Origin of the sequence: Pseudorhodobacter sp., assembly GCF_034675685.1 — a bacterium.
GTDB lineage: Bacteria > Pseudomonadota > Alphaproteobacteria > Rhodobacterales > Rhodobacteraceae > Pseudorhodobacter.
In genome coordinates this window covers 51,652-74,134 of the sequence record NZ_JAUCDA010000012.1, presented here as the reverse complement: position 1 = coordinate 74,134, position 22,483 = coordinate 51,652, and the positions used below count along the sequence as shown (strand labels likewise).

Here is a 22,483-nt window from a genome sequence, read left to right as displayed (position 1 = left end):
CCCGTCATGGTCATAAGCAAACCCATCCTCGACTTCCCCCCCGGCAGCGAGTTTTCGGTACGCGTCACCCCCAAGGCCGCGCGCAACGCGGTTGTTGCCCAAGGCGATACGATCCGGGTTTATGTCACCAGTGCGCCAGAAGACGGCAAGGCCACCAAGGCCGTGATCAATTTACTGGCCAAATCCTTGGGCATTGCAAAATCCCGGCTTGTCCTGATCCGCGGGGCCACCAGCCGCGACAAACAGTTCCGGGTCATGTAACGCCGATGCACAGCCGCATTGCAGCGCGGTTTGGCAAAGAGATGTTTGACCTGCGGTGTGACCGGCGAAAGATTTTCTCCTATAGCCTTTCCACTTTGACTTGAAACACAGCCCATCAGATAGACCGCTGAAATTTCTGATTTCAGGCGGCGATATATGTGCCAGAGTCAAGGCGAAACGCTTTAGGCGTTCGTTGCCTGCCGCATCAGCCGATAGCTTCCCTCGGGCAAATCAAGCGCTGCCAACAGATCTTCCACCTGCACCATGGAAAGCGTCAGCACAGCCGGAACGCCGCTGCGCGGGTCAAGCTGCGCCAGCGTCACACAATCCTCAAACGCCGAGATCGTTACATCGTCAACAAGAGTGGGCGCACCCTCATCAATCAGGGTGATAATGGTCGCATCAAATTCATGCTCTATGGTAAACATCGGCGCATCCTTTTCCCCGCTGTTCTGCTGTTCATCCCCTTGTCGCAAATTACACCCCTGCGTGATAGGGGCTTTTCCCGGCGCTGACATCTGCTAGGTAGATGGCACTGGGGCCAAAACTTGGAGACAAAGGTTGACCATACGCCTGATCGCCGCGCTGTTGCTGTCACTCTCGCTTGCTGGCTGCGTTGTTCCCTCTGCGCAACCGCCCACCGGGCACCCCGCCCCCCAAGCCAAGCCGTTGAGAATACACAAGCTCTGCCCCCCTCACAGGCCGCAAAAAACTTTGTCACCGCCGTTGCTGCGGTCGAACCCGTGGCCGAGCAGATCTGCCGCGCCCGCACCCGTGGGCTGAACTGCGATTTCCTGATCGCGATTGATGACCGCCCAAATCAGGCCCCCAACGCCTATCAATCCCTGGATGATTACGGCCGCCCGATCCTTGCCTTCAACCTCGCGCTGATCGCCAACGCCCGCAACGTCGATGAAATCGCTTTTGTCATGGGGCATGAGGCCGCCCATCACATCCTGGGCCACATCCCGCAACAACAGCAAAGCGCCAGCCAGGGCGCGCTGTTGGCTGGCATCCTTGTCGCTGTCGGCGGCGGCGATACGGCCACCATTCAAGAGGCGCAAAAGATCGGGGCCTCGGTAGGGGCCCGCCGTTTTTCCAAAGGGTTTGAGCTGGAAGCAGACGCGCTTGGCACCGAGATCACCGAGCGCGCGGGATTTGATGCGCTGCGGGGGGCAGCCTTCTTTGACCGTCTGCCAGATCCCGGCAATACTTTCCTTGGCAGCCATCCGCCGAATGCGGATCGCCGTGCCACGGTGGCACAGGCGGTCGCTGCCCTGCGCTAGGTTTGAAACGCCAATCCCCTTGCCAGCCGCCCCAGCGGCGGGCAGGCTGCGGCCATGACCCATAGCAAAGGCCCCACGCATGATCTCCAAATGGCGGCTGTTTCTGAAAGAACTGTTTGAAAAGCTGTGGTTCGTGGCTTTGCTCTATGCTGGCCTGGCGGTTCTGACCAATGGCGCGGCCATGTTCATCGGCCCGCTGCTGCCCGATGGTCTGGGCGAGATTCTTGGCGCCGATTCGGTAGAGGCGGTTCTGACCATCCTCGCCAGTTCCATGCTCTCGGTCGTCACCTTCTCGCTTGGGATCATGGTTTCTGCCTTTGCCGGGGCTGCCAATGCGGTCACCCCCCGCGCAACGGCGCTGTTGAAAACCGACCGCACCACCCAGCGCGTGCTGGCGACGTTCCTTGGCTCGTTTCTGTACAGCCTGATCGGGATCATCGCCCTGAACGCCGGGGTTTTGACCGGCAATGACCGGCTTGTGCTGTTTATCGGCACCATCCTTGTGGTTGCCATCGTCGTTATCGTCATTCTGCGCTGGATCGCCCATCTTACCGTCTTTGGCCTGATGTCAGATTCCATCGACAAGGTTGAAGCGGCCGCTGCCCACGCTCTCAACACCCGCATTGCGGCCCCCTATCTTGGCGGCCACGGCCATTCTGGCCCGCCCCCACCCGACGCACATCCGATCACCCAAGCCAAAATCGGCTATATACGCTATGTGCATATGGATTGGCTGCAAGACGCCGCCGAGGCTATGGACTGCCAAATCTATCTGGCCGCGCTGCCGGGGGCCTTTGTCTATCCCGGCGCCATTATTGCCTATGTTTTGGGCGAACAACCCGAAGATGCCGCAAGGATCAGCAGCGCCTTCAAGATCGGCAACACCCGCAGCTTTGAACAAGACCCGCGCTTTGGCCTTGCCGTGTTAACCGAGATTGCCGAACGTGCGCTGTCGCCCGCGATCAACGACCCCGGCACCGCGATTGATGTTCTGGGCCGCGCCGTGCGCCTGCTTGCCAGTCTGTCCGAACACCGCGACCCGGAATTGAAATTCACCCGCATCTGGGTGCCCGCCCTTACGCTTGAGGAAATGATGGAAGACATCTTTCCCGCCATCGCCCGCGATGGTGCCAGTTTTTTCTCGGTGCAGATCCGGCTGCAAAAAGCCCTGTTGGCCTTGGTACAAATCGCGCCCGCACAATTTGGCAAGCAGGCGTTGCATCAGTCGGAAATGGCGCTGAAGCGGTGTCACGACAGCTTGCTGGCGCATGAACGTGCCGCCCTCGCCGCCGTCTCGGCCCAGATCAGCGCCAGCGCCGGCCCCATACGCAACCGCCCGCTTTAGCGCCGCTTCCCCGCCCCACGGCCCACGGCCCCGGTTTTGCGCAAACACCTCGCCGCTTGATCTGCGTCAAGGCGACACCGGTCGATCTGCCACACCCTTGCAAGACCCGCAGCTTGCAAAAGCCTTTCCAGCAAGCGTGGAGCGAAACAATAGCCTATGAGGGAAAAACCATGATCGGATTTGTCGAAGCACCCATCACATGGGGTCTGGTTCGCGGCATGGCACGCCGCGCCGGGCTTGACGTGCCACGCGCCGTAGTCGATGGCTGGCTGACGCGGGCCGAATTGGCCAGGATCGTAACGCGCTGCCAAACCGCAGATTGTGCAAAGGGTTGCATGGATGTTCTGGCCCATCCCACCGGCCCCGCCACCCAATCACCGCCCAGCTTTTGCGCGATCAAGGCCGAACTGGAGGCACTGGCGCCCGAACGCCCCGACGCGTAAACCTCGCCGTTACTGGAACAAAAGGGGCGCAAGATGCTGCAAATCCTGAACGTGGTCAGCGACCGCGGCTCTCGCTATGCGGTGTCTGGCGGCCCGGTACACAGCAAGGCCGATATCGACAGCTTCCTCAAGGCCCTGAAATCATCCAAGAAATTTGCCAAAGCCACGCATAACAGCTGGGCGGCACAGCTAAGCGCCGACGGGCCGCAACGCAATGACGACGGCGAATCCGGGGCCGCCGCCGCCATTCTGCGCATGTTGGAACGCGAAGGATTGACCGATCACATCATCACCGTGACCCGCTGGTACGGCGGCACGCATCTGGGCGGCGATCGCTTTCGCCATGTTACCGCCTGCACAAGGGCCTATCTTGACGCGTTGGCAGCAACCAGCGCCTGAAGTGTTTTGCCTTTTTGCGCGGTCGCAGCAAGGTAAACGCGGTACACGCGCTGGCAAAAAAACCCGCGCGCGCCCTCCCCCTCGCCCGAAATGCCTCCAACGTCAGCCCCAAGCGGATTTTTCGGCGAAAAATCGGGGGCGGAAAATCGGGGGCCGAAGGTCAGCCCTTTTTCCCGATCTTCGGCTCGGTCCCCGCCTTCAACCGCTTTATGTTGGCACTGTGCCGCCAATAGACCAGCAATGTCAGAATGATGCCCAAAACCATCATCTGCCCGTGGCCGAAAACCAGCATCCAGATCGTTGATGATGCCGCCGCAACCAGCGCGGCCAGCGATGAAATCCGCCCGATCAGCGCCGCCACCAGCCAGCTTGCACAGGCGGCCACGCCCACCGGCCAGGCCAGCGCCAGCAGCGTTCCCAGAAATGTGGCAACCCCCTTGCCGCCCTTGAAATTCAGCCAGATCGGAAAGATATGCCCCAAAAACGCCGCCAGCGCTGCAAGCTGCGCCGCATCATTTCCCACCGCTCCCCGCGCGATAAAGACTGCAATTCCGCCTTTGCCCGCATCCAGCAGCAATGTCGCCAGCGCCGCGCCCTTGTTTCCCGTGCGCAGCACATTGGTCGCCCCGATATTCCCCGATCCGATGGTCCGCAAATCGCCCAGGCCCAGCGCCCGCGTGATCACCAGACCAAACGGCACCGACCCCAGCAGATAGGCCAGCACCGCCACCAGTATCAGCACCATCGGCGCAGATGTTATCTCAGGCATTTACGCTTCCTTCCCCAAAAACCTGACGGCCCGCCACAAAGGTCGCGATCACCCGCCCCTCCATCCGCTGCCCGTCAAACGGCGTGTTCTTTGATTTTGACTGCAATTTGCTACGGTCGAGCACAAAGGGCGCGTCCGGGTCAAACAGCACCAGATCCGCCGGTGCCCCCTCTTGCATCCGCCCCTGTGGCAGGCCCAGCCGCTTTGCCGGGTTCAGGGCCATCGCCCGGAACAGCCCTGGCAAATCCATCGCCCCTGCATGATAAAGCCGCATCGCCGCCGGCAAGAACGTCTCCAGTGCCACTGCGCCTGACGCGGCGTCTTCAAACGGCAACCGCTTGCTTTCCTCATCGGCAGGCGTGTGCATCGAACAGATGATATCAATCAACCCGCTTGCCACCGCCTCTACCACCGCCACCCGGTCATCTTCGGGGCGCAACGGTGGGGTCATTTTGAAAAAGCTGCGATAGTCGCCCACATCCAGATCATTCAGCGTCAGGTGGTGGATAGACACCCCTGCCGTCACATCCAGCCCATTGCGTTTCGCCCGTGCCAAGGGCGGCAAAGACCGCGCGCAGGTGATCTGATCGGCATGATAGCGCACGCCCGTCATCTCAACCATGCCCAGATCCCGGTCCAGCCCGATGCGTTCGGCCATCTGGTGCACCCCAGGCAGGCCCAAAAGCGAGGCGAACTTGCCGCTGGTCATCGCCGCCCCTTTGGATAATCCGGGGTCTTGCGGATGCCCGACCACCAAGGCCCCAAGGCTGCGCGCATAGGTCAGCGCCCGGCCCAAAACCTTGGTATCCGTGACCACATGGTCAAAATCGGTAAAGGCCACAGCACCGGCATCCAGCATAAAGCCGATCTCGACCATCTCACGCCCCAACCGCCCCTTGGTCAGCGCGGCCATATGATAAATCCGCACCGGAACTTCTGCCGCGCGGCGGGTCACGAACTCCAGCACCTCGGGCGTGTCAATCGCGGGGTTCGTATCGGGCCGCGCGATGATCGTCGTCACCCCGCCCGCCGCCGCAGCCAAACCCGCCGAGCGAAAGCTCTCACGGTGCCGCTCTCCCGGCTCGCCGATCTTGACGCCGATATCCACGATCCCCGGTGCCAGCACTTTGCCGCCACAATCCACAATCCGCGCACCCTTTGGGGCCGTAACCGCCCCAATCGCCGCGATCATCCCGGCGTCCAGCACCAGATTGCCCCGTGTCTCGGACCCGGCCTCGGGGTCGATAATCAAAGCGTTTTCCAGAAAGACTGTCATAGTGGCTACCAATGCAAAAAGGTCCGGGCACCGCCCTGTGCAGGATTATAGCTATGCAATCCAAAATGAAAGCTGCCATGCAGCGCAATCACCCTCATCGCGCCCGCCCCGATTTACGCCCGGATCGGGCCGCCTCTATCGCCGCCACCACCGCCCCGGCATCCGCCATGTATTTCATCAGATGTTTGTCGCCCGCCTGCGTCACCACCTGCACATCGCCCAGAAACTTCCGCACAGTCTTGATCTGGCCAAGTGAGATATTGCGGCCACCGGGGCCTTGCAACCGCTGATCGCTTAACCGCCATTGCGCCACCAGGGCCTCGGATGCCAGATACCAACCGCGCGCGCCCATCGCCGCCACCGCCGCCACCGGCCCGACCCAGGGCGAGGGGTTGCCGATGGCCACCAAAACCACACCGCCAACAAACCCACCGATCACGGCCATGATCGCATGGCTGCGCCAATAGCTACCCTTATCCGCAGGCCATTCGGCCAGCATCACCTCACCGGGGCGCAGCGGGGCCATGACGCCCTGCCCCATCACCGTGTCGCGTGGTAACTCAGGCATCTCCATCCCCTTTCACATTGTTTTTTGTCACATTGCCCCCTTCCGGGTTTGCCTGTGCAATCTGCACTTTGCGCATCATCGCATACACCTCCCGCGCATTGGCAAGCCGTTCAAACCCGATCCGCGCTTGGCTATTGGTCGCACCACCGCGCATAACGCCACGCCCCGGCTGCACCATGACGCGCGGGCGGCTGTAGCTTGCCCGCGCAAACCAGATCGCCCCCAAGGTGCCTTCCTCCAGTGTAATCGGGTTATTCGGCCCGATCGCATAGCGATCAAGGCTGCGCGTGCCCTTGGTCCTTACCCCGATATAGGCTGCGCGATTGGTCAGCGTATAATGGCTGTTGCGGCGCCTGCGCGCATCGGCCCAGAACCGGCCCAGCAGCAGCTGCAAACCAACCAGCAAAAACGGCACGCCGAACAGCGGAAAAGCCAGGTGAAACACCTGCCCGATATTATCCGTCATCTGCGCCGTCATCGAAAACGTCAGCATGATCCAGAACAGCGAAAACCCGGTAAAAAATACCGCGAAAAGCGATTGCAGCGACCAGATCCCGCTAAAATCCACCGCCCCATCCGGCGCTCCCTGCCAGAGGATCGTCTCGCCCTCCTCTAAAATCCCGTCCCAGCCGGACGGCGACAGGCCGCGCCCGTTTCTCACACCATCACCCCGGCCGCCTTTGCCCCACGCTCTGCCCGCAGATTGCGCGCCAAAAGGTCCATGCAGGCCATGCGCACCGCAACGCCCATTTCCACCTGTTCCTGAATGACGCTGCGGTTGATGTCATCGGCAAGCTCGCCGTCAATCTCTACGCCCCGGTTCATCGGGCCGGGATGCATCACAATCGCATCGGGTTTGGCATGGGACAGCTTGTCGGCATCCAGCCCGAAACGGTGGTAATATTCGCGCTCTGACGGAATGAAGCCACCATCCATCCGTTCTTTTTGCAGCCGCAGCATCATCACCACATCCGCGCCTTCAAGCCCCTTGCGCATATCGTCAAACACCTCGCAGCCAAATTCGGCCACACCCGCAGGCATCAGGGTTGGGGGCGCAATCAGCCGGACACGGTTTTCCATTTTCCCCAGCAATATCAGGTTGCTTCGCGCCACTCGGCTATGGGCCACATCGCCGCAAATCGCCACGGTCAGCCGCTGAATCCGCCCCTTTGCCCGCCGAATGGTCAGCGCATCCAACAGCGCCTGCGTCGGATGTTCATGCCGCCCGTCACCCGCGTTCAGCACGGCGCAATTCACCTTTTCCGCCAACAGGTTCACTGCCCCTGACGCCCCGTGCCGCACCACCAGCAAATCCGGGTGCATCGCATTCAGCGTCAGCGCGGTATCAATCAGCGTCTCGCCCTTTTTGACGCTCGACTGCGCCACAGACATGTTCATCACATCGGCACCCAGCCGCTTGCCCGCCAGCTCAAAACTCGCCTGCGTGCGGGTGGAGTTTTCAAAGAACATGTTGATCTGCGTCATCCCCGCCAAGGCGTCGGATTTCTTGATCGAGCGGCGGTTGAGATCGACATATTTGTCGGCCAAATCCAAAACCGCCCTGATCTCATCGGGGGCAAGATGCTGGATCCCCAACAAATGACGCGCGCGAAAACTCATGTCTGCCTCACATTCTGGATTGCGGTCTGGCCTGCACCGCTTATGGCAAAGCCGCGCCAAGGGGGCAACGCTTTCTTCGCGGCCCAAAGCGCGCGGCGGCCAAGCCACCGCTTGCCCCGCCCGTTGCGCCGCCTTACTCTGCCCCAAATGGGAATCGACACGCATATTACGGATTATGACTGGAACGCCGCCCTGGCTGCACTTGTGTGGCAGGTGGAGCTTGGCGTGGATGAGGTGATCTGCGAGTCCGCGATAGACCGTTACGCCTTGCCGGATCGTCAGGCGCCCATAATCCCCAAGGCCAAGCCAGCCGCCCCCGTCATGGTGCAAGACGCACCCAAACCCGACACGGCCCTGGCGGCACAAATCGCCGCCGCTGCCTGCAATGATCTTGCCTCTTTGCGCATGGCCCTGGACGGGTTTGAGCATTGCGAGCTGAAAAAGGGCGCGCGCAATCTGGTCTTTGCCGATGGCACCCCGGGCGCGCCGCTGATGATCATCGGCGAGGCACCGGGCCGCGAGGAAGACCTTGATGGCCGGCCCTTTCTGGGCAATGCGGGCCGGTTGCTTGATAAAATGCTGGCCGCGATCGGCCATGACCGCAGCAGTCAAGAGGCTGAAAAGGCTGTCTATATCACCAACACCGTCCCATGGCGCCCCCCCGGCGACCGCGATCCATCACAAGATGAGATTGCCATGATGCAGCCCTTCCTTGCCCGCCATATCGCACTGGTCAAACCCCGCGTGATCATCGCGATGGGCAATATCGCCTGCGCCGCGCTTCTGGGCCAAAGCGGTATCTTGCGGCTGCGCGGCACCTGGGCGCAAAGCCAGGCTATCCCCGTCATGCCCATGGCCCACCCGGCCTATCTGCTGCGCAACCCGGCGGCAAAACGCGAAGCCTGGGCCGATTTGCTGAATGTGCAGGCAAGGTTGACCGCCGGGGTGACCCGATGAGGCCTGCCATGAGTTTCCCGCCTGTCGTCCTGCCAATGCGCCCGGCAGATTGGCTTGCCCGGATCACCGCCGCCATCACGCCGCGCTTTGGCCGCACCCCGACCGGATCAGCGCGGATGTGTTTACCGCCCTCCGCCCTTGCCATCCGCCCTCGCCCTTTTGCAGAAGGTCTGAACAAATGTCGCGTATAGATGAAACCAAACCCTTTTTGCCGGTTAGCATTGCCGTGCTGACCGTATCTGACAGCCGGCAAATGAGCGATGACAAATCCGGCGATACCCTTGTCGCGCGGCTGACCGAGGCCGGGCATATCCTTGCGGCCCGCAGCATCATCCAAGACGAGCGCGCCGAGATTGCCAGCCAATTGCGTGACTGGTGCGCTGACCCGGATATTGACGTGATCCTTTCGACCGGCGGCACCGGCCTGACAGGCCGCGACGTGACGGTAGAGGCGCACCGCGATGTCTACGAGAAAGAGATTGAGGCGTTCGGAACCGTCTTCACCATGATTTCCATGCAGAAAATCGGGACTTCGGCGGTGCAAAGCCGCGCCACCGGCGGCGTTGCCAATGGCACCTATCTGTTCGCGCTGCCCGGAAGCCCCGGTGCCTGCCGCGATGCCTGGGATGAAATTTTGAAATGGCAGTTGGATTACCGCCACCGCCCCTGCAACTTCGTCGAAATCATGCCCCGGCTTGATGAACACCAGCGCCGCAAATAGGCAGAATTCTTTCATCTCTCTGCGACGGAATCGCAAACCCTCATCGTATCACATCCATGATATTGTTTTTCATCCGCCTGCCCGGTTTGGGCGTACAGGTAAACAAGGCCCCGTCGGCCCCGTCGGAGTGAATATATGCGGTTTTTCAGACGGTCACTGACTGGTCTTTTTCTGTTTGCACTTACGCTTGGGCTTTTGGCCATGGCGGGCCAAGCCATTCGCACAGCGTTTGAGACAAGACTGGCAAGTGGTGGCCCCGGCCAACCCGCCCGCGAGCGGGTGTTTTCGGCCAATGTCGTTACGGCAACCCCAACCACATTCGCCCCAACTCTTACCGCCTTTGGCGAAATCCGTTCGCGCCGCACGCTGGAGCTGCGCAGCCCGCGCGCCGGCACCGTAATCGCACTTGGTGCAGGCGTCGAAGATGGCGCCGCAGTCACCGCAGGCCAGCTTTTGCTGCGGCTGGACCCGGCCGACGCCACCGCCGCCCGCGATCTTGCCCGCTCGGATATGGCGCGGGCAAATGCCGAACTGCTTGAGGCGGGGCGCGCGCTGTTGCTGGCCCGCGATGATGTGACAGCCGCGCAAACCCAGGCAGGCCTGCGCACCCAGGCCTTGGACCGGCAGCGTGATCTTGAAACCCGCGGGGTCGGCGCGGCGGCTGCGGTTGAAACGGCGGCCCTTGCCGCCTCGGCCGCCGATCAGGCTGTGTTGTCGCGCCGCGCGGCCCTTGCTGCCGCCGAAGCGCGGGTGGATCAGGCCAGAACCGCGCTGTCCCGGCAGGCGATCACCTTGGCCGAGGCGGAACGCGCCCTGCGCGAAACCGAGCTTTTTGCAGGGTTTGACGGGGTTCTCAGCGGTATTTCCACCGTTCCGGGCCGGATCCTTGGCAGCAATGAACGCATTGGTGACCTGATAGATCCCATGGCGCTAGAGGTGTCCTTTCGCATATCTACCGCCCAATTTGCCCGACTGATCGACGCGCAGGGCCAGCTTATTGCCACCACGGTCAGCGCCGCGCTTGAGGTGTCGGGGGCCGAACTCATCGCCACCGGCACTTTGTCACGCGTCGGCGCGGCCGTGGGTGAGGGCCAGACCGGGCGGCTGGTCTATGCCACTCTCGGTTCTGCCCCCGGTTTTCGCCCCGGTGATTTTGTCACAACCCGCGTATCCGAGCCGCCCCTTGCTGACGTGGTCCTCCTTCCCGCCACAGCACTTGGGGCTGATGGCGCGGTGTTGGCCCTGGGCGCAGAGGATCGGCTTAAATCGCTGCCCGCCCGGCTGTTGCGACGCCAGGGCGATCAGGTTATTCTGGACGCTGCGGGCCTTGCCGGGCGCGATGTGGTGCGCGAACGCTCGCCGCTGCTGGGGGCCGGTATCAAGGTCAAACCCATCCGCCCGGAGATCAAAACCGATGCCCAGCCCGCCCAACCCGAGCTTGTAGACCTTAGCCCCGAACGCCGCGCCGCCCTGATTGCCTATGTCACCGGTAATGACCGGATGCCCGCCGATGCGAAAACCCGCATCCTTGCGCAACTGGCCGAAGACAAGGTTTCCGCCCGCGTGATCGAACGGCTGGAAAGCCGGATGGGGGGCTAAGCGATGGCCGCCCCCTCCCGCACAGGCCGCACGCAATCCAAGGGTATTTTGTCGTATTTCGCACGGCATAACACGCTGTCGAACCTGCTTTTGGCGGTGATGATCGTCGCAGGCCTGGCCGCCACGACGCGTATCCGCGCCCAGTTTTTTCCCGATATCGTCAGCTCTGAGGTCAGCGTCTCTGTCGCGTGGCAAGGGGCGGGCGCAGAAGACGTTGATCACGCGATTGTACAGGTTCTGGAACCGGCGCTGCTGACGATTGATGGCGTCACCGATGCAACCTCTATCGCCTCGGAAGGGTCTGCACGGATCACGCTGGAGTTTGAGCCGGGGGTAAATCTGTCGCGCGCGGCTGAAGATGTGCAAACGGCGGTTGATGGCCTGAACACCCTGCCCGCCGATGCCGATGAACCGGTGGTGCGCCGTGCGGCCTGGCGTGACCGCGTGACCGATGTCGTCATCACCGGCCCTGTGGCCGTCGATCAGCTTGGCCGATTTGCCGATGAATTTGTGGCGCGATTGTTTGATGAAGGGATCACCCGCACTTCCATTCAGGGGCTCGCCGATCCCGAAATCACCGTTGAGGTGCCTTCGGTCAATCTGATCCGCCATGATGTGACCATGGCCCAGATCGCCACCGCGATTGCGGCTGAAACCCAATCTTCGCCGGCGGGGGATGTGGGCGGCGGCGCCTCACGCGTGCGTACCGGGCAAGAGGCGCGCACGGCCGATCAGATCCGCGCGATTGTGCTGCGCCAAGCCAGCGACGGCACTTCGCTGACCGTGGGCGATATCGCACAGGTTCGCAAAGAGCCCGCCGACCGGGGGCGCGCCACCTATGTCGGCCAAAACCCGGCAATGACCGTGCGCGTTGACCGCAACGATACCGGCGATGCCATTCGCATGCAGGCCAATGTGCAAAGCGTCGTTGACAAAATGACCCCGCTGCTGCCGCCCGAGGTCAGGGTGGAGCTGGTCCGCGCCCGCGCCGAACAAATCTCGGGGCGGCTGGAGCTGTTGTTGGATAATGCGCTGCTGGGGCTTGGCCTTGTGGTCGGGCTGCTGTTCTTGTTCTTGAATGCGCGCACCGCGCTATGGGTCGCCGCCGGGATTCCGGTATCGCTGCTGGCGGCAGTCGCGATGATGTATGCCTTTGGCCTGACCATCAACATGATCTCGCTTTTTGCCCTGATCATCACGCTGGGCATCGTGGTCGATGACGCCATTGTGGTCGGTGAGCACGCCGATTTCCGCGCCCGCCACCTTGGCGAAAGCGCGATAGAGGCGTCTGAAAACGCCGCCAACCGTATGGCGATGCCGGTTGTCGCCTCAACGCTGACCACGGTGATCGCCTTTGCCGGGCTGGTCACCATCGGCGGGCGCTTTGGCACCTTGATTTCCGATATCCCCTTCACCGTGATTGCGGTGCTATTGGCCAGCCTTGTCGAATGTTTCTTCATTCTGCCCAGTCACATGGTCCACGCCCTGCGCGCAGCACAGGTTGACGCATGGTACGACTGGCCGTCGCGTCAGGTGAACAAGGGCTTGGCCTGGCTGATCCGCGTTGCCATCCGCCCTGTGATTGCCGTTGTCATCCGCGCCCGTGCCGCCACGATTGCGCTTGCACTCTTGCTGCTGGCTATGCAAGCCGCCGTTTTCATCAGTGGCGATCTGAAGTTCCGTTTTTTCAACTCGCCCGAGCAATCCTCGGTCACCGGCAATTTTTCCATGCTGCCCTCGGCAACCCGCGCCGACAGCTTTGCGATGATGCGCGAATTGCAGCGCGCGGGTGATGCCGTCACCGCGCGCTACCGGGCCGAACACGGGCTTGACCCCACGACCTTTGTGATGGCCCAGATCGGGGGCGGGCTTGGGCGCGGGTTGTCCAGTGCGGGCACCAAGGATGCCGACCTGCTTGGCGCTATTTCCATGGAGCTCATTGACCCCGATGATCGCAGCTATACCACATCAACCTTTGTGGCCGACCTGCAAGATGAGGTGAACCCCCACCCGCTGCTGGAAGAGCTGAGCTTTCGTGGGGGAAGCTATGGCCCCGGCGGCGATTCGCTGGCGGTTGATCTTTCGGGCGCCGATGCCGAAACGCTGAAGGCCGCCGCCGAGGCGCTGAAAACCACGCTGGCGCCCTTTCCCGAAATTTCGGCGCTGGAAGACAGCCTGGCCTATGACAAGGAGGAGCTGATCCTGTCGCTGACGCCGCAGGGTCAGGCGCTTGGCTTTTCCATCGACATGCTGGGCCGCAACCTGCGCGAACGCCTGAACGGGATCGAGGCCGCAACCTTCCCCGATGGTCCGCGCTCGGCCAGTGTGCGCGTCGAATTGCCCAAATCCGAACTGACCGCCGATTTTCTGGAAAGCACGCTGCTGCGCGCCGGGCCGGGGGTCTATGTGCCGCTGGGCGACATTGTGACGGTGGAACGCCGCTCGGGCTTTTCTACCATCCGGCGTGAAAACGGGCTGCGCATTGTCACCGTCTCGGGCGATCTGGCCGAGGATGACCCGGCCCGTGCCGCCGAAGTGCAACGCGCCCTGACGCAAGACATCCTGCCAAAGCTGGAGCAGGACTTTGGCATAACCACCCATCAATCCGGCCTTGCCGAACAAGAACGCGAATTTCTGGGGGATGCCGCACTGGGGATGCTTCTGTGCCTGCTGGGCATCTACATGGTGCTGGCCTGGGTATTCGCAAGCTGGACCCGCCCCGTGGTGGTGATGGCCATCATACCCTTTGGCCTGATCGGCGCGATTTACGGGCATGATGCCTGGGGCGTGCCGCTGTCGATGTTCTCTATCGTCGGCATGATCGGGATGACCGGGATCATCATCAACGATTCGATCGTTCTGGTGTCAACCATCGACGAATACGCCGAAAAGCGCGGGCTGTACCCGGCGATCATCGACGCCGTGGCCGACCGTTTGCGCCCGGTTTTCCTGACCACAGCAACCACCGTTATGGGGCTGGCGCCTTTGCTCTATGAACGCTCGTCGCAGGCTGAATTTCTGCGGCCCACGGTTATCACCCTGGTTTACGGCCTTGGATTTGGCTTTGTGCTGGTCTTGGTGCTGGTTCCCGCCATTCTGGCGGTGCAGGCCGATATCGGTCGCCAGTTCCGCGCCTTGCGCCGGGGGTTGCGCAGCAGCGCCGCCGCTGCCGGGCGTGCCCGCACCATCCTTGGCGTGGCAACGCTGGCGGTTTGCCTGTGGTTCGCGGTAACGCTGGGGTGGGTCGTGGCAACGGGCATTTTGTTCGCGGGATTGGCGGGTTTGATGCCGGCCACGGGGCCGATGACGGCAGCATTTGTGCTGTTTTTGGCCGGTACTTGTGTGATTGTGGGTCTGGCTTATGCGGCCGGTATGCTTGTCTTTCGGCCGATGGCGAAAGAAAGCCGCTGACGCGGCTTGCCTTCGGCGAGGATATTTTTTCCGAAAAGAAAGCGGGGTCAGGCGCTGGCGACCAAAATTTTGACCAAGGCCGAGTGTGGATCTTGCATCGCATCGCAGACGTCGAAATGGTGCTTGCCGGGGGCGACAGTCCAGTCGCAGGCCCAGGCCTCGGACAGCAATCGCGCCTGCCACAGAAAACTTGGCCGCTCTTGCCCGCCCACCCAGATATGGGCTTGCACGCCCGGACGCAGCGCCTGGCGCGCGGGCGACCCTGTGGATATTTCATCCGCATCCAGACGCAGCACCGCTTGCATTCTGGTCTGGGCAATCGGTGCCAACTCGGACAAGGGCGAGATTGGAACCACCCGCACCACCCCCGGCACAGCCAGATCGGCACAGCCCATCCGCGCGCTTAAATGCCCGCCCGCCGAATGGCCCGCGACCACCATCGGCCCCGGCACCTCGCGCCGGATCGCGGCAATCGCCGCGACCATTTCCGCCGTCATCTGCGTTATCCGCCCCTCGGGGGCCAATGTATAGGACGGCATGGCGCAGGCCCAGCCCCGCGCCAGAACCCCGGCCGCCAAATGCGACCAGGAAGATCGGTCAAACGCCATCCAATAGCCCCCATGAATAAAGGTTACACAGCCCTTGGCCGGGCCGTCGGGCAAGAACAGATCGAACTGTTGCCGCGCAGCGGGGCCGTAGGCCAGGCCAAGCCGCGCACGCACGCCCAAACCATCGCGAAACGCCGCCGCTGCTGCAGCCCAGCGTGGCGGAAACCCCTCTGCCCCCGGAATAAACGCACCATTGGCATAGGCCATATCCGGATCCATCGCCATCACATCCCCCATTTCCATCGAAGAACTGGACATCTCCGCCTGCCCATGATTTGCATATGCCAAACTGAAATGGGAGGCTTCAATGTCCAATATTGCATCCGAAACCGTGAAATCAACGGCAACCGATTTGCGCGCCATGCTCAAAGACCCCAGCCTTTTGGCGACAAAGGCCTATGTTGCGGGGGAATGGGTGGATGCCGATGATGGCGGCACCTTTGACGTGGTAAACCCGGCGCGCGGCGATGTGATTTGTTCGGTTCCCAACCTTGGCCGCGCCGAGACCGCCCGCGCCATTGCCGCCGCTGATGTGGCGATGAAAGACTGGGCCAGCCGCACCGCCAAAGAGCGGGCCAATATAATGCGGGCCTGGTACAACCTGATGATCGCCAACCAGGATGATCTTGGCGCGATCCTGACCGCCGAGATGGGCAAACCGCTGGCGGAAGCCAAGGGCGAGGTCGCTTATGGCGCGTCCTTCATCGAATGGTTTGCCGAAGAGGCCAAGCGCGTTTACGGTGAAACCATCCCCGGCCATATGAAAGACAAGCGCATCACGGTGCTGAAACAACCCATCGGGGTTGTCGGCTCGATCACGCCCTGGAACTTTCCCAATGCGATGATCACCCGCAAATGCGGGCCCGCCCTGGCCGCAGGCTGTGGCTTTGTTGCGCGCCCCGCTGCAGAAACGCCATTGTCGGCGCTGGCGCTTGCCGTATTGGCCGACCGTGCGGGCCTGCCAAAAGGTATCTTCTCGGTCATCACCTCCAAACGCTCGTCCGACATCGGCAAGGAATTTTGCGAAAACCCCATCGTGCGCAAGCTGACCTTTACCGGCTCCACCGAGGTTGGCCGTATCTTGCTGAAACAGACTGCCGATCAGGTGATGAAATGCTCGATGGAACTGGGTGGCAATGCGCCGTTCATCGTGTTTGATGATGCCGATCTGGATGCCGCCGTGCTGGGTGCCATGGCGTCGAAATTCCGCAATAACGGCCAGACCTGCGTTTGTGCCAACCGGATCTATGTACAGGCCAGCGTTTACGATGCGTTTGCCAAAAAGCTGGCCGAGGCACTGGCGAAAACACGCGTCGGCGATGGATTGACCGAAGCGGTAGAGTTTGGCCCCTTGGTCAATGTCGCCGCCGTCGAAAAGGTTGAAGAACATATCAAAGATGCGGTTGCCAAAGGTGGCAAGGTGATGACCGGCGGCAACCGCCATGCGCTTGGCGGTTCGTTCTTTGAACCGACAATCGTGACCGGCGTCACCCAGGACATGATGGTGGCCCAGGAAGAAACCTTTGGCCCCATGGCCCCCCTGTTCCGCTTCGACACAGAGGAAGAGGTGATCGGCTACGCCAATGATACCATCTTCGGCCTCGCTGCCTATTTCTACGCCCAGAACATCGGCCGCGTGACCCGCGTGCAAGAGGGCCTTGAATATGGGATCGTTGGTGTAAACACCGGCATCATTTCAACCGAGGTTGCGCCCTTTGGCGGCGTCAAGCAATCCGGGCTTGGCCGCGAAGGCAGCCATCACGGAATGGAGGATTACCTGGAGATGAAATACATCTGCCTTTCTGTATGATTAACCAATGAAAATCAACGACCTAACTTGATTCAGGATCACCTTGCTGGAACATTATCGGGACGTGTGCTGGAACCGAGGGGAACCAGAATGCGTCCCAGATAGCCGTCTGGTTTCGAAAGCAGCCAGTCAAAAACGATATGCGTGAAATGCGGCAATCTACCTATGGCAGGTTGTTTGCCGCATTGGCCAGCGCCTTTTATGGCTGCGCCAATCACACGGCTTGCCAGACCCACCGTGCGGCTATCAGCATCCGGCCCAAGCTGTTCTGTCAGGTACAGCTTTAAAGCTTCTCGCTCAGCCCCCCCCAGCGTGGCTTGCCACCTCTGAGACCCCAGCCCTGACAATCTTGCCCCGCTTTACCTCAGCGTGATACCGAGAATACGCCGCAAAGGCTTCCCTCTGGAAATTGCCCAGTTTCCGCTTGAACTCCCGCTTGGTGATGATCGCGGAAACGTCCTTGGGGCCCCTGCGGCAATCTTGGAAACTGCCTCATTTGGTGCGTTCAACATGCTTCAAGCCTAGCCCCATGTGTTCCCCGATCTGCACCGGTAGGGACCGAAAATGATGGAAGCTATTGGTTGATTTGATTTTTTGACCGGTCATATGGAGCGGGTGAAGGGAATCGAACCCTCGTCTGGAGCTTGGGAAGCTCTCGCTCTGCCATTGAGCTACACCCGCACGGCCATCTAGATAGCCGCAGACGCCGACAAGCGCAAGCCATGCAATGCCAAACTCTTGCTAAATTGGTCGTGCCACGCTTGCAGTCCAGTCTTGCCTCATTTGGGCATTCTTTCGTTTGAAGGCCACGGAGCTTTTGCCACTTGGCGATGAATCTCGGCGATGCGGGTTACCTGAACCGCCCCCTGGGATGGCAACTGAGAGGTTTACGCTGTCCGCAAAACCTGGTGGCAGTTGTGCCGCGAAGGTGAAGCTGTGGCGCGCCATATGAAAGGCATGGGCCTGACGGTGAATGCAAGCATTCACCTGACGGCTGACAGATTGCGGGGCATTGTTCGAGGAAATATCCATGAAAACAACGATCTCCGATACGTCAGTGCCATATCCGCACGACAAGCTGAACCGCAAATTCCGGGCGCCAGCGCCAAATATGCTGTGGGGGTGTTCATTGTGGCGCCATTAGCTCAAGCCCAACGAACGACGACTTCACATTTGTCTCAACCGCTACCCGGCAACACATTCAAAGAATGTGTGAGAGGGGTGGCAAGGATTTGTTTGCCTCGCCTTCGTGATCGACACCTTCGCCAACTGAATCGTCGGTTGGAAAGCGTCGCGATCTGCCAAGACAGATTTTGTCTTGCCTTCTCGGGCTTTTGCGCTGCGAAACCCTGCCGGGTCACAGATGCGTTGGAACAGGCGCTTTATGCCCGCCGCCCTGCCTATCAGGCTGGTTTGGTTCATCTCCGGCGGCGTAGCTCGGGGAAAACCATGGAAGCGGTGGGGTTTGAAACGCTCAAATGGCCTTACGGCGATGCAAGCATCGCCTACCGGCCACCAGATCGGCGGTAAGATCAGGACGGGCCTCATCATCGAGAATTGGCCAGACATCCTGCGGGCCGTGGCCATGATGGCGGCGGGCCTCCTGCCGCCCAGTCAAGTGCTCAAAAAATTCGCGGCCTAACGCATAACGCCCTGATACCGTTGGATTCAGGCGGCGTTATGCGGGTCAGCTTCAGGTTGAAACGCTTTTGGCTGCGGGGTTTTCGATGATGACTGCGATCCCTTGGCCCCCACCGATGCACATCGTCGCCAAGCCATATCGCCCACCGATGCGGCGCAGCTCATGGATCAGTTTCACCAGAATGATAGCGCCGGATGCGCCGATCGGATGGCCAAGGGCAACCGCGCCACCGTTGGGGTTGGTACGGTCAGCATCAAACCCCAATTCGGCGGAAACAGCGCAGGCCTGGGCTGCAAAAGCCTCGTTTGATTCGATGACCGCCATATCCGCCGCCGTCAGCCCCGCCCGTGCAAGGGCTTGGCGCACAGCCGGCACCGGCCCCATGCCCATCACATCGGGGGCTACGCCGCCAAGCCCCGAAGCGACGATACGCGCCAACGGGGCAATATCTTTTGCAACGGCAGTCGCGGCATCCATCAAGACCAGCGCCGCCGCACCATCATTTAGCCCGCTCGCGTTACCTGCGGTCACGGTGCCATCTTTGGCAAATGCCGCGCGTAGCTTGGCCAGATCTGCGGCGGTAACATCGGGGCGGACATGTTCGTCTTGGTCAAACACCCCCTCACTACGGCCGCGTTTTACCGTGATCGGGTGGATTTGATCGGTGAAACGCCCTTCGGCAATGGCGCGGGCGGCGCGGTGATGCGACTCGGCGGCAAAGGCATCTTGGGTGGCGCGGTCAATGCGGTTGCGCGTGGCGATGTTTTCGGCCGTGACCCCCATATGGCCGTTGCCAAACGGGTCGGTCAGCGCACCGACCATCATATCAATCGCCCGCACATCCCCCATTTTCTGCCCCGTGCGCGCCTGCGTCAGCAAATGCCCGGCGCGGCTCATGTTTTCTGCACCTCCGGCAAGGGCAATGTCGGTATAGCCCAGCTTGATCTGTTCGGACGCGGTAATCACCGCCTGCAAGCCAGAGCCGCAAAGCCGGTTCAGCGTCAATGCGGGTGCGGTTTCCGGCACCCCTGCGCGCAAAGCGGCAACGCGGGACAGGTACATATCCTCCGGCGCGGTGTGGATGACGTTGCCGAACACCGCCTGGCCAATATCGGCCCCCGTCAGGCCTGCACGCGCAATCGCGGCGCGTGAAACCTCGGCCGCCAGATCACAGGGCGAAATACCTGCCAAAGCGCCGCCAAAATCCCCGATCGCTGTACGAAGGGCGGAAACGATAACCACGTCTTTTGTCATGTTTTATCCTTTTTTAAGGGGGGCATCGGGTTATGATATAAGAATACCGCTATCCACCGGGATCATATGTCCTGTGGTGCGCCGCGACTCATCCGACGCCAGAAACAACGCGGCCATCGCCACATCGCGCGGCTCTGCCAGGCCAAGAAGGTAGGAATCCCACTGAGACTTCAGATGCGGCTCCCGCTCATAGAAACTCAACACCCGTTCGGTGCCCACTGCGCCTGCAACCAAGGTGTTCACCCTGATTTTATCTGGCGCATATTCCACCGCAAGCGACCGTGTCAGCGCAATCACCCCGCCTTTTGCGGCAGTATAGGCATCGCGGTTGGGCAGGCCCATGGCCCCCATGATCGAGGCTGAATTGATGATCGCGCCACCGCCGCGCCGCTGCAGATGCGGAATGGCAAAGCGGCAGCCAAGGAAAGTGCCGAACAGGTCCACCCGGATGCAGCGCCAGAACTCATCCAAGGACGCCTCGGTCACCGGCCCATCTGCCGCCGACGATCCGCCAGCATTGTTGTAAAGCACATCCAACCCACCGAAATGCACGGCCGCCGCATCAATGGCAGTCTGTGCGCTTTCAGGGTCGCCGACATCCATCGCAAAAAACGCCGCAACACCGCCCGCGGCATGGATTGCGGCGACCACCTCGGCACCACGGCCAACATCACGGCCCGCGACGGCAACCGCTGCGCCCTCGCTTGCGAACAGCTCTGCTGCGGCGCGCCCGATGCCGGACGTGGCGCCGGTGATCAATGCTACTTTCCCTGCCAACCGCCCCATGCGCCCCTCCTGATTGCTTTTGATGTTTTATCGGGTCGATTTTGCGTGGCCATCGTCCGGCTGGACGAAGCGCGCTATTTTCTGGCCCTGTAGTAACACGCAAACGCAGTTGACCGAGGAAATGATGGAAACGCTGAACCAGATGCTCGCCCGCAATATCGCGATACTACCGGATCGCAATTTCCTGATTTTTGAGGATCGCGGCATCAGCTATGCCGAATTTGGGCAGCAAACCGCGCGGATGGCGCAGGTGATGGCGGCGCAGGGCTTGGGCAAAGGTGACCGCATCGGGCTTTATCTGCCATCGGTGCCGTTGATGGCCGTTGCCGTGTTTGCGTGCCAGCGATTGGGCGCAGTGCCGCTGCCCCTGTCGGCCATGTTCCGGCAAGATGAATTGCGCCGTGTGGTGCAGGCCAGCGGCATGAAAGCAATCATTGCCGATGCCATGACATTTGCCGAATTCGCCCCCATCCGGGCAGAGTTCCCGGCCCTTGGACAGTGCTTTGTTACCGGCGGCGCGCAAACAGATGCGCTGGACCTGGATGCGCTGATGGCACTGGCGCCTGATCGGTTTGACGATGCCCCCAATCAGATGGGCGATGTCGCCGCCCTGTTTTTCAGTTCCGGCACCACCGGCGCGCCAAAGGGAATTTTGCAAAGCCACCTGAATCATTGTTCGATTCTGCGTGACATGATGGTCGCCCATGGCAGCCGTTACGGGCAAGAGGTGTATTTATGCGCCGTGCCGCTGTTCACCAATTTTGGCCTGACCGCGACCCTGAATTTGTGCATGTATACCGGCGGCACGCTGATTTTGCATGAACGCTGGAACACCGACAAGGTGCTAACCGATATTGCGCATTACGGTGCGACCTATTTTGGCGGTACACCCACGATGTATGTCTATATGGTCAATGATTATGATACCACGCGGCACAATCTGTCGTCGCTGCGGGTGTGTACCACGGGCGGATCACCTGTTCCGCAACCGGTTATTCGCCGCTTTGAAGAGATTTCGGGCGTGAAGGTGGCGCAGGTTTATGGCGCAACAGAAACCTGCGGCCAAAACGTGATAGAGCCGGTTACGGGCCTGCGCCGTTCGGGCGCGGCCGGCCTGCCCATCGGCTCGTCTCGCATCTTGATCGTGGATGAGGCGGGTGAATTGATGCCACAGGGCGAGATTGGTGAAGTCATCATCGGCGGGGATTCCGTTGCGCTTGGGTATCTGGATGATCCGGCGGCAACGGCGGCGGCCTTTGGCCCCCTTGGTTGGAAATCCGGCGATCTTGGCTATCTGGATGAGGATGGTTTTCTGTTTATCGTGGACCGCAAGAAAGATGTGATCATCACCGGCGGTCACAATATCTTCCCGTTAGAGGTGGAAAGCACGCTATACGAACACCCTGCCGTTGCGGTTTGTGCGGTTGTGGGTGGCCCGGACGTGGCCAAGGGTGAAATTCCGGTGGCAATCATTGTGAAAACCCAAGGGGTTTCGGTGACCGCTGAAGAAATTCAGCGCTACTGCCGTGAACGGCTTTCGGCCTATAAAGTGCCACGTCAGGTTGAATTCATTGACGAAATGCCGGTGGAGGCCGCGAAAATCCGCAAGCGCGATCTGGTGGCCGCGCTGCGCGATGATACGCTGGACAAGTTTCGGCGCCAAAGCGTTTCGCCTTGAACCTGAACCACATATCGCGGCCGAGAATAAAATCTTTCAACGCGTTATGG

20 protein-coding genes, 1 tRNA gene and 2 pseudogenes are annotated in these 22,483 nt (G+C 60.9%); 13 read left to right on the top strand and 10 right to left on the bottom strand.

Features of this window, described 5'->3' with window-relative positions; all coding sequences use genetic code 11:
- Positions 1–6: 6 nt before the first annotated feature.
- The gene (locus VDP61_RS09830; protein WP_323006734.1) at positions 7–261 is read left to right on the top strand and encodes a DUF167 domain-containing protein; all 255 of its coding nucleotides are present in this window, start codon (positions 7–9) and stop codon (positions 259–261) included.
- 182 nt (positions 262–443) lie between these two features.
- On the opposite strand, the gene VDP61_RS09825 is transcribed toward VDP61_RS09830, so the two are convergent.
- The gene (locus tag VDP61_RS09825; RefSeq protein ID WP_323006733.1) at positions 444–689 is read right to left on the bottom strand and encodes a hypothetical protein; all 246 of its coding nucleotides are present in this window, start codon (positions 687–689) and stop codon (positions 444–446) included.
- Between the two features lie 315 nt (positions 690–1,004).
- Between VDP61_RS09825 and VDP61_RS09820 the strand changes: the two genes are divergently transcribed.
- From VDP61_RS09820 to VDP61_RS09805, 4 genes are all read left to right on the top strand, one after another.
- The gene (locus VDP61_RS09820; RefSeq protein WP_416236522.1) at positions 1,005–1,547 is read left to right on the top strand and encodes a M48 family metalloprotease; all 543 of its coding nucleotides are present in this window, start codon (positions 1,005–1,007) and stop codon (positions 1,545–1,547) included.
- 79 nt (positions 1,548–1,626) lie between these two features.
- Complete coding sequence (locus VDP61_RS09815; RefSeq protein WP_323006732.1) at positions 1,627–2,892, top strand: DUF2254 domain-containing protein; 1,266 nt, start codon at positions 1,627–1,629, stop codon at positions 2,890–2,892.
- Positions 2,893–3,062: 170 nt separating this feature from the next.
- Positions 3,063–3,335 carry a DUF6455 family protein gene (locus VDP61_RS09810; RefSeq protein ID WP_323006731.1) on the top strand — a complete coding sequence of 91 codons (273 nt, stop codon included), beginning with the start codon at positions 3,063–3,065 and terminating at the stop codon, positions 3,333–3,335.
- 33 nt (positions 3,336–3,368) lie between these two features.
- Positions 3,369–3,734, top strand: a complete 366-nt coding sequence (locus tag VDP61_RS09805; protein WP_323006730.1) for a YigZ family protein — start codon at positions 3,369–3,371, stop codon at positions 3,732–3,734.
- A gap of 160 nt (positions 3,735–3,894) precedes the next feature.
- On the opposite strand, the gene plsY is transcribed toward VDP61_RS09805, so the two are convergent.
- The 5 genes from plsY to VDP61_RS09780 form a co-directional block, all read right to left on the bottom strand.
- Positions 3,895–4,503 (bottom strand): glycerol-3-phosphate 1-O-acyltransferase PlsY, encoded by a 609-nt coding sequence (gene plsY, locus VDP61_RS09800; RefSeq protein WP_323006729.1) that lies wholly within the window; start codon positions 4,501–4,503, stop codon positions 3,895–3,897.
- Positions 4,496–5,779: a dihydroorotase gene (pyrC, locus tag VDP61_RS09795; protein WP_323006728.1), complete on the bottom strand. Its 1,284-nt coding sequence runs from the start codon at positions 5,777–5,779 to the stop codon at positions 4,496–4,498. The genes plsY and pyrC overlap by 8 nt, the downstream gene beginning before the upstream one ends.
- 94 nt (positions 5,780–5,873) lie before the next feature.
- A complete protein-coding gene (locus VDP61_RS09790) occupies positions 5,874–6,347 on the bottom strand; it encodes a hypothetical protein (protein WP_323006727.1) in 474 nt (157 codons plus the stop codon).
- Complete coding sequence (locus VDP61_RS09785) at positions 6,340–7,008, bottom strand: hypothetical protein (protein WP_323006726.1); 669 nt, start codon at positions 7,006–7,008, stop codon at positions 6,340–6,342. The genes VDP61_RS09790 and VDP61_RS09785 overlap by 8 nt, the downstream gene beginning before the upstream one ends.
- Positions 7,005–7,967 (bottom strand): aspartate carbamoyltransferase catalytic subunit, encoded by a 963-nt coding sequence (locus VDP61_RS09780; protein ID WP_323006725.1) that lies wholly within the window; start codon positions 7,965–7,967, stop codon positions 7,005–7,007. Before VDP61_RS09780 ends, VDP61_RS09785 begins: the two co-directional genes overlap by 4 nt.
- Positions 7,968–8,114: 147 nt before the next feature.
- On the opposite strand from VDP61_RS09780, the gene VDP61_RS09775 reads away from it, so the two are divergent.
- The 4 genes from VDP61_RS09775 to VDP61_RS09760 all read left to right on the top strand — a co-directional run bounded on the left by VDP61_RS09775 (position 8,115) and on the right by VDP61_RS09760 (position 14,655).
- Positions 8,115–8,924 (top strand): uracil-DNA glycosylase, encoded by an 810-nt coding sequence (locus VDP61_RS09775; protein ID WP_416236521.1) that lies wholly within the window; start codon positions 8,115–8,117, stop codon positions 8,922–8,924.
- A gap of 178 nt (positions 8,925–9,102) precedes the next feature.
- Positions 9,103–9,645 (top strand): molybdenum cofactor biosynthesis protein B, encoded by a 543-nt coding sequence (moaB, locus tag VDP61_RS09770; protein ID WP_323006724.1) that lies wholly within the window; start codon positions 9,103–9,105, stop codon positions 9,643–9,645.
- Between the two features lie 135 nt (positions 9,646–9,780).
- Positions 9,781–11,244 carry an efflux RND transporter periplasmic adaptor subunit gene (locus VDP61_RS09765; RefSeq protein ID WP_323006723.1) on the top strand — a complete coding sequence of 488 codons (1,464 nt, stop codon included), beginning with the start codon at positions 9,781–9,783 and terminating at the stop codon, positions 11,242–11,244.
- 3 nt (positions 11,245–11,247) lie between these two features.
- A complete protein-coding gene (locus tag VDP61_RS09760) occupies positions 11,248–14,655 on the top strand; it encodes an efflux RND transporter permease subunit (RefSeq protein ID WP_323006722.1) in 3,408 nt (1,135 codons plus the stop codon).
- 47 nt (positions 14,656–14,702) lie between these two features.
- Here VDP61_RS09760 and VDP61_RS09755 read toward each other — a convergent pair whose 3' ends face one another.
- Positions 14,703–15,482, bottom strand: a complete 780-nt coding sequence (locus VDP61_RS09755) for an alpha/beta hydrolase (RefSeq protein ID WP_323006762.1) — start codon at positions 15,480–15,482, stop codon at positions 14,703–14,705.
- A gap of 88 nt (positions 15,483–15,570) precedes the next feature.
- Between VDP61_RS09755 and VDP61_RS09750 the strand changes: the two genes are divergently transcribed.
- Positions 15,571–17,073, top strand: a complete 1,503-nt coding sequence (locus VDP61_RS09750; protein ID WP_416236520.1) for an NAD-dependent succinate-semialdehyde dehydrogenase — start codon at positions 15,571–15,573, stop codon at positions 17,071–17,073.
- Positions 17,074–17,680: 607 nt separating this feature from the next.
- Here the strand turns inward: VDP61_RS09750 and VDP61_RS09745 are convergent.
- Positions 17,681–17,754: transfer RNA gene (locus tag VDP61_RS09745), tRNA-Gly, on the bottom strand.
- Between the two features lie 321 nt (positions 17,755–18,075).
- Here VDP61_RS09745 and VDP61_RS09740 point away from each other — a divergent pair.
- Both VDP61_RS09740 and VDP61_RS17870 read left to right on the top strand, forming a co-directional pair.
- Positions 18,076–18,495, top strand: a pseudogene (locus VDP61_RS09740) (hypothetical protein); the annotation flags it as partial.
- 97 nt (positions 18,496–18,592) lie between these two features.
- Positions 18,593–18,712 (top strand): annotated as a pseudogene (locus VDP61_RS17870) (Tn3 family transposase); the annotation flags it as partial.
- 54 nt (positions 18,713–18,766) lie between these two features.
- On the opposite strand, the gene bktB reads toward VDP61_RS17870, so the two are convergent.
- Both bktB and VDP61_RS09730 read right to left on the bottom strand, forming a co-directional pair.
- Positions 18,767–19,969 carry a beta-ketothiolase BktB gene (bktB, locus tag VDP61_RS09735; protein ID WP_323006721.1) on the bottom strand — a complete coding sequence of 401 codons (1,203 nt, stop codon included), beginning with the start codon at positions 19,967–19,969 and terminating at the stop codon, positions 18,767–18,769.
- A 30-nt stretch (positions 19,970–19,999) separates the two neighbouring features.
- Entirely contained in the window at positions 20,000–20,755 is a 756-nt protein-coding gene (locus tag VDP61_RS09730; protein WP_323006720.1) for an SDR family NAD(P)-dependent oxidoreductase, read from the bottom strand.
- Between the two features lie 109 nt (positions 20,756–20,864).
- Between VDP61_RS09730 and VDP61_RS09725 the strand changes: the two genes are divergently transcribed.
- Positions 20,865–22,433, top strand: a complete 1,569-nt coding sequence (locus VDP61_RS09725; protein WP_323006719.1) for a class I adenylate-forming enzyme family protein — start codon at positions 20,865–20,867, stop codon at positions 22,431–22,433.
- Positions 22,434–22,483: the final 50 nt, after the last annotated feature.

Excerpts from the sequence above, each read along its gene's own strand:
- VDP61_RS09775 (WP_416236521.1), top strand. The coding sequence starts at position 8,115 with ATGGGAATCGACACGCATATTACGGATTATGACTGGAACGCCGCCCTG.
- VDP61_RS09805 (WP_323006730.1), top strand. The coding sequence starts at position 3,369 with ATGCTGCAAATCCTGAACGTGGTCAGCGACCGCGGCTCTCGCTATGCG.
- VDP61_RS09730 (WP_323006720.1), bottom strand. The coding sequence starts at position 20,755 with ATGGGGCGGTTGGCAGGGAAAGTAGCATTGATCACCGGCGCCACGTCC.
- VDP61_RS09780 (WP_323006725.1), bottom strand. The coding sequence starts at position 7,967 with ATGAGTTTTCGCGCGCGTCATTTGTTGGGGATCCAGCATCTTGCCCCC.
- bktB (WP_323006721.1), bottom strand. The coding sequence starts at position 19,969 with ATGACAAAAGACGTGGTTATCGTTTCCGCCCTTCGTACAGCGATCGGG.
- VDP61_RS09830 (WP_323006734.1), top strand. The coding sequence starts at position 7 with ATGGTCATAAGCAAACCCATCCTCGACTTCCCCCCCGGCAGCGAGTTT.
- VDP61_RS09815 (WP_323006732.1), top strand. The coding sequence starts at position 1,627 with ATGATCTCCAAATGGCGGCTGTTTCTGAAAGAACTGTTTGAAAAGCTG.
- pyrC (WP_323006728.1), bottom strand. The coding sequence starts at position 5,779 with ATGACAGTCTTTCTGGAAAACGCTTTGATTATCGACCCCGAGGCCGGG.
- VDP61_RS09825 (WP_323006733.1), bottom strand. The coding sequence starts at position 689 with ATGTTTACCATAGAGCATGAATTTGATGCGACCATTATCACCCTGATT.
- VDP61_RS09760 (WP_323006722.1), top strand. The coding sequence starts at position 11,248 with ATGGCCGCCCCCTCCCGCACAGGCCGCACGCAATCCAAGGGTATTTTG.
- VDP61_RS09755 (WP_323006762.1), bottom strand. The coding sequence starts at position 15,482 with ATGGATCCGGATATGGCCTATGCCAATGGTGCGTTTATTCCGGGGGCA.
- VDP61_RS09810 (WP_323006731.1), top strand. The coding sequence starts at position 3,063 with ATGATCGGATTTGTCGAAGCACCCATCACATGGGGTCTGGTTCGCGGC.
- moaB (WP_323006724.1), top strand. The coding sequence starts at position 9,103 with ATGTCGCGTATAGATGAAACCAAACCCTTTTTGCCGGTTAGCATTGCC.
- VDP61_RS09750 (WP_416236520.1), top strand. The coding sequence starts at position 15,571 with ATGTCCAATATTGCATCCGAAACCGTGAAATCAACGGCAACCGATTTG.
- VDP61_RS09790 (WP_323006727.1), bottom strand. The coding sequence starts at position 6,347 with ATGCCTGAGTTACCACGCGACACGGTGATGGGGCAGGGCGTCATGGCC.
- plsY (WP_323006729.1), bottom strand. The coding sequence starts at position 4,503 with ATGCCTGAGATAACATCTGCGCCGATGGTGCTGATACTGGTGGCGGTG.
- VDP61_RS09765 (WP_323006723.1), top strand. The coding sequence starts at position 9,781 with ATGCGGTTTTTCAGACGGTCACTGACTGGTCTTTTTCTGTTTGCACTT.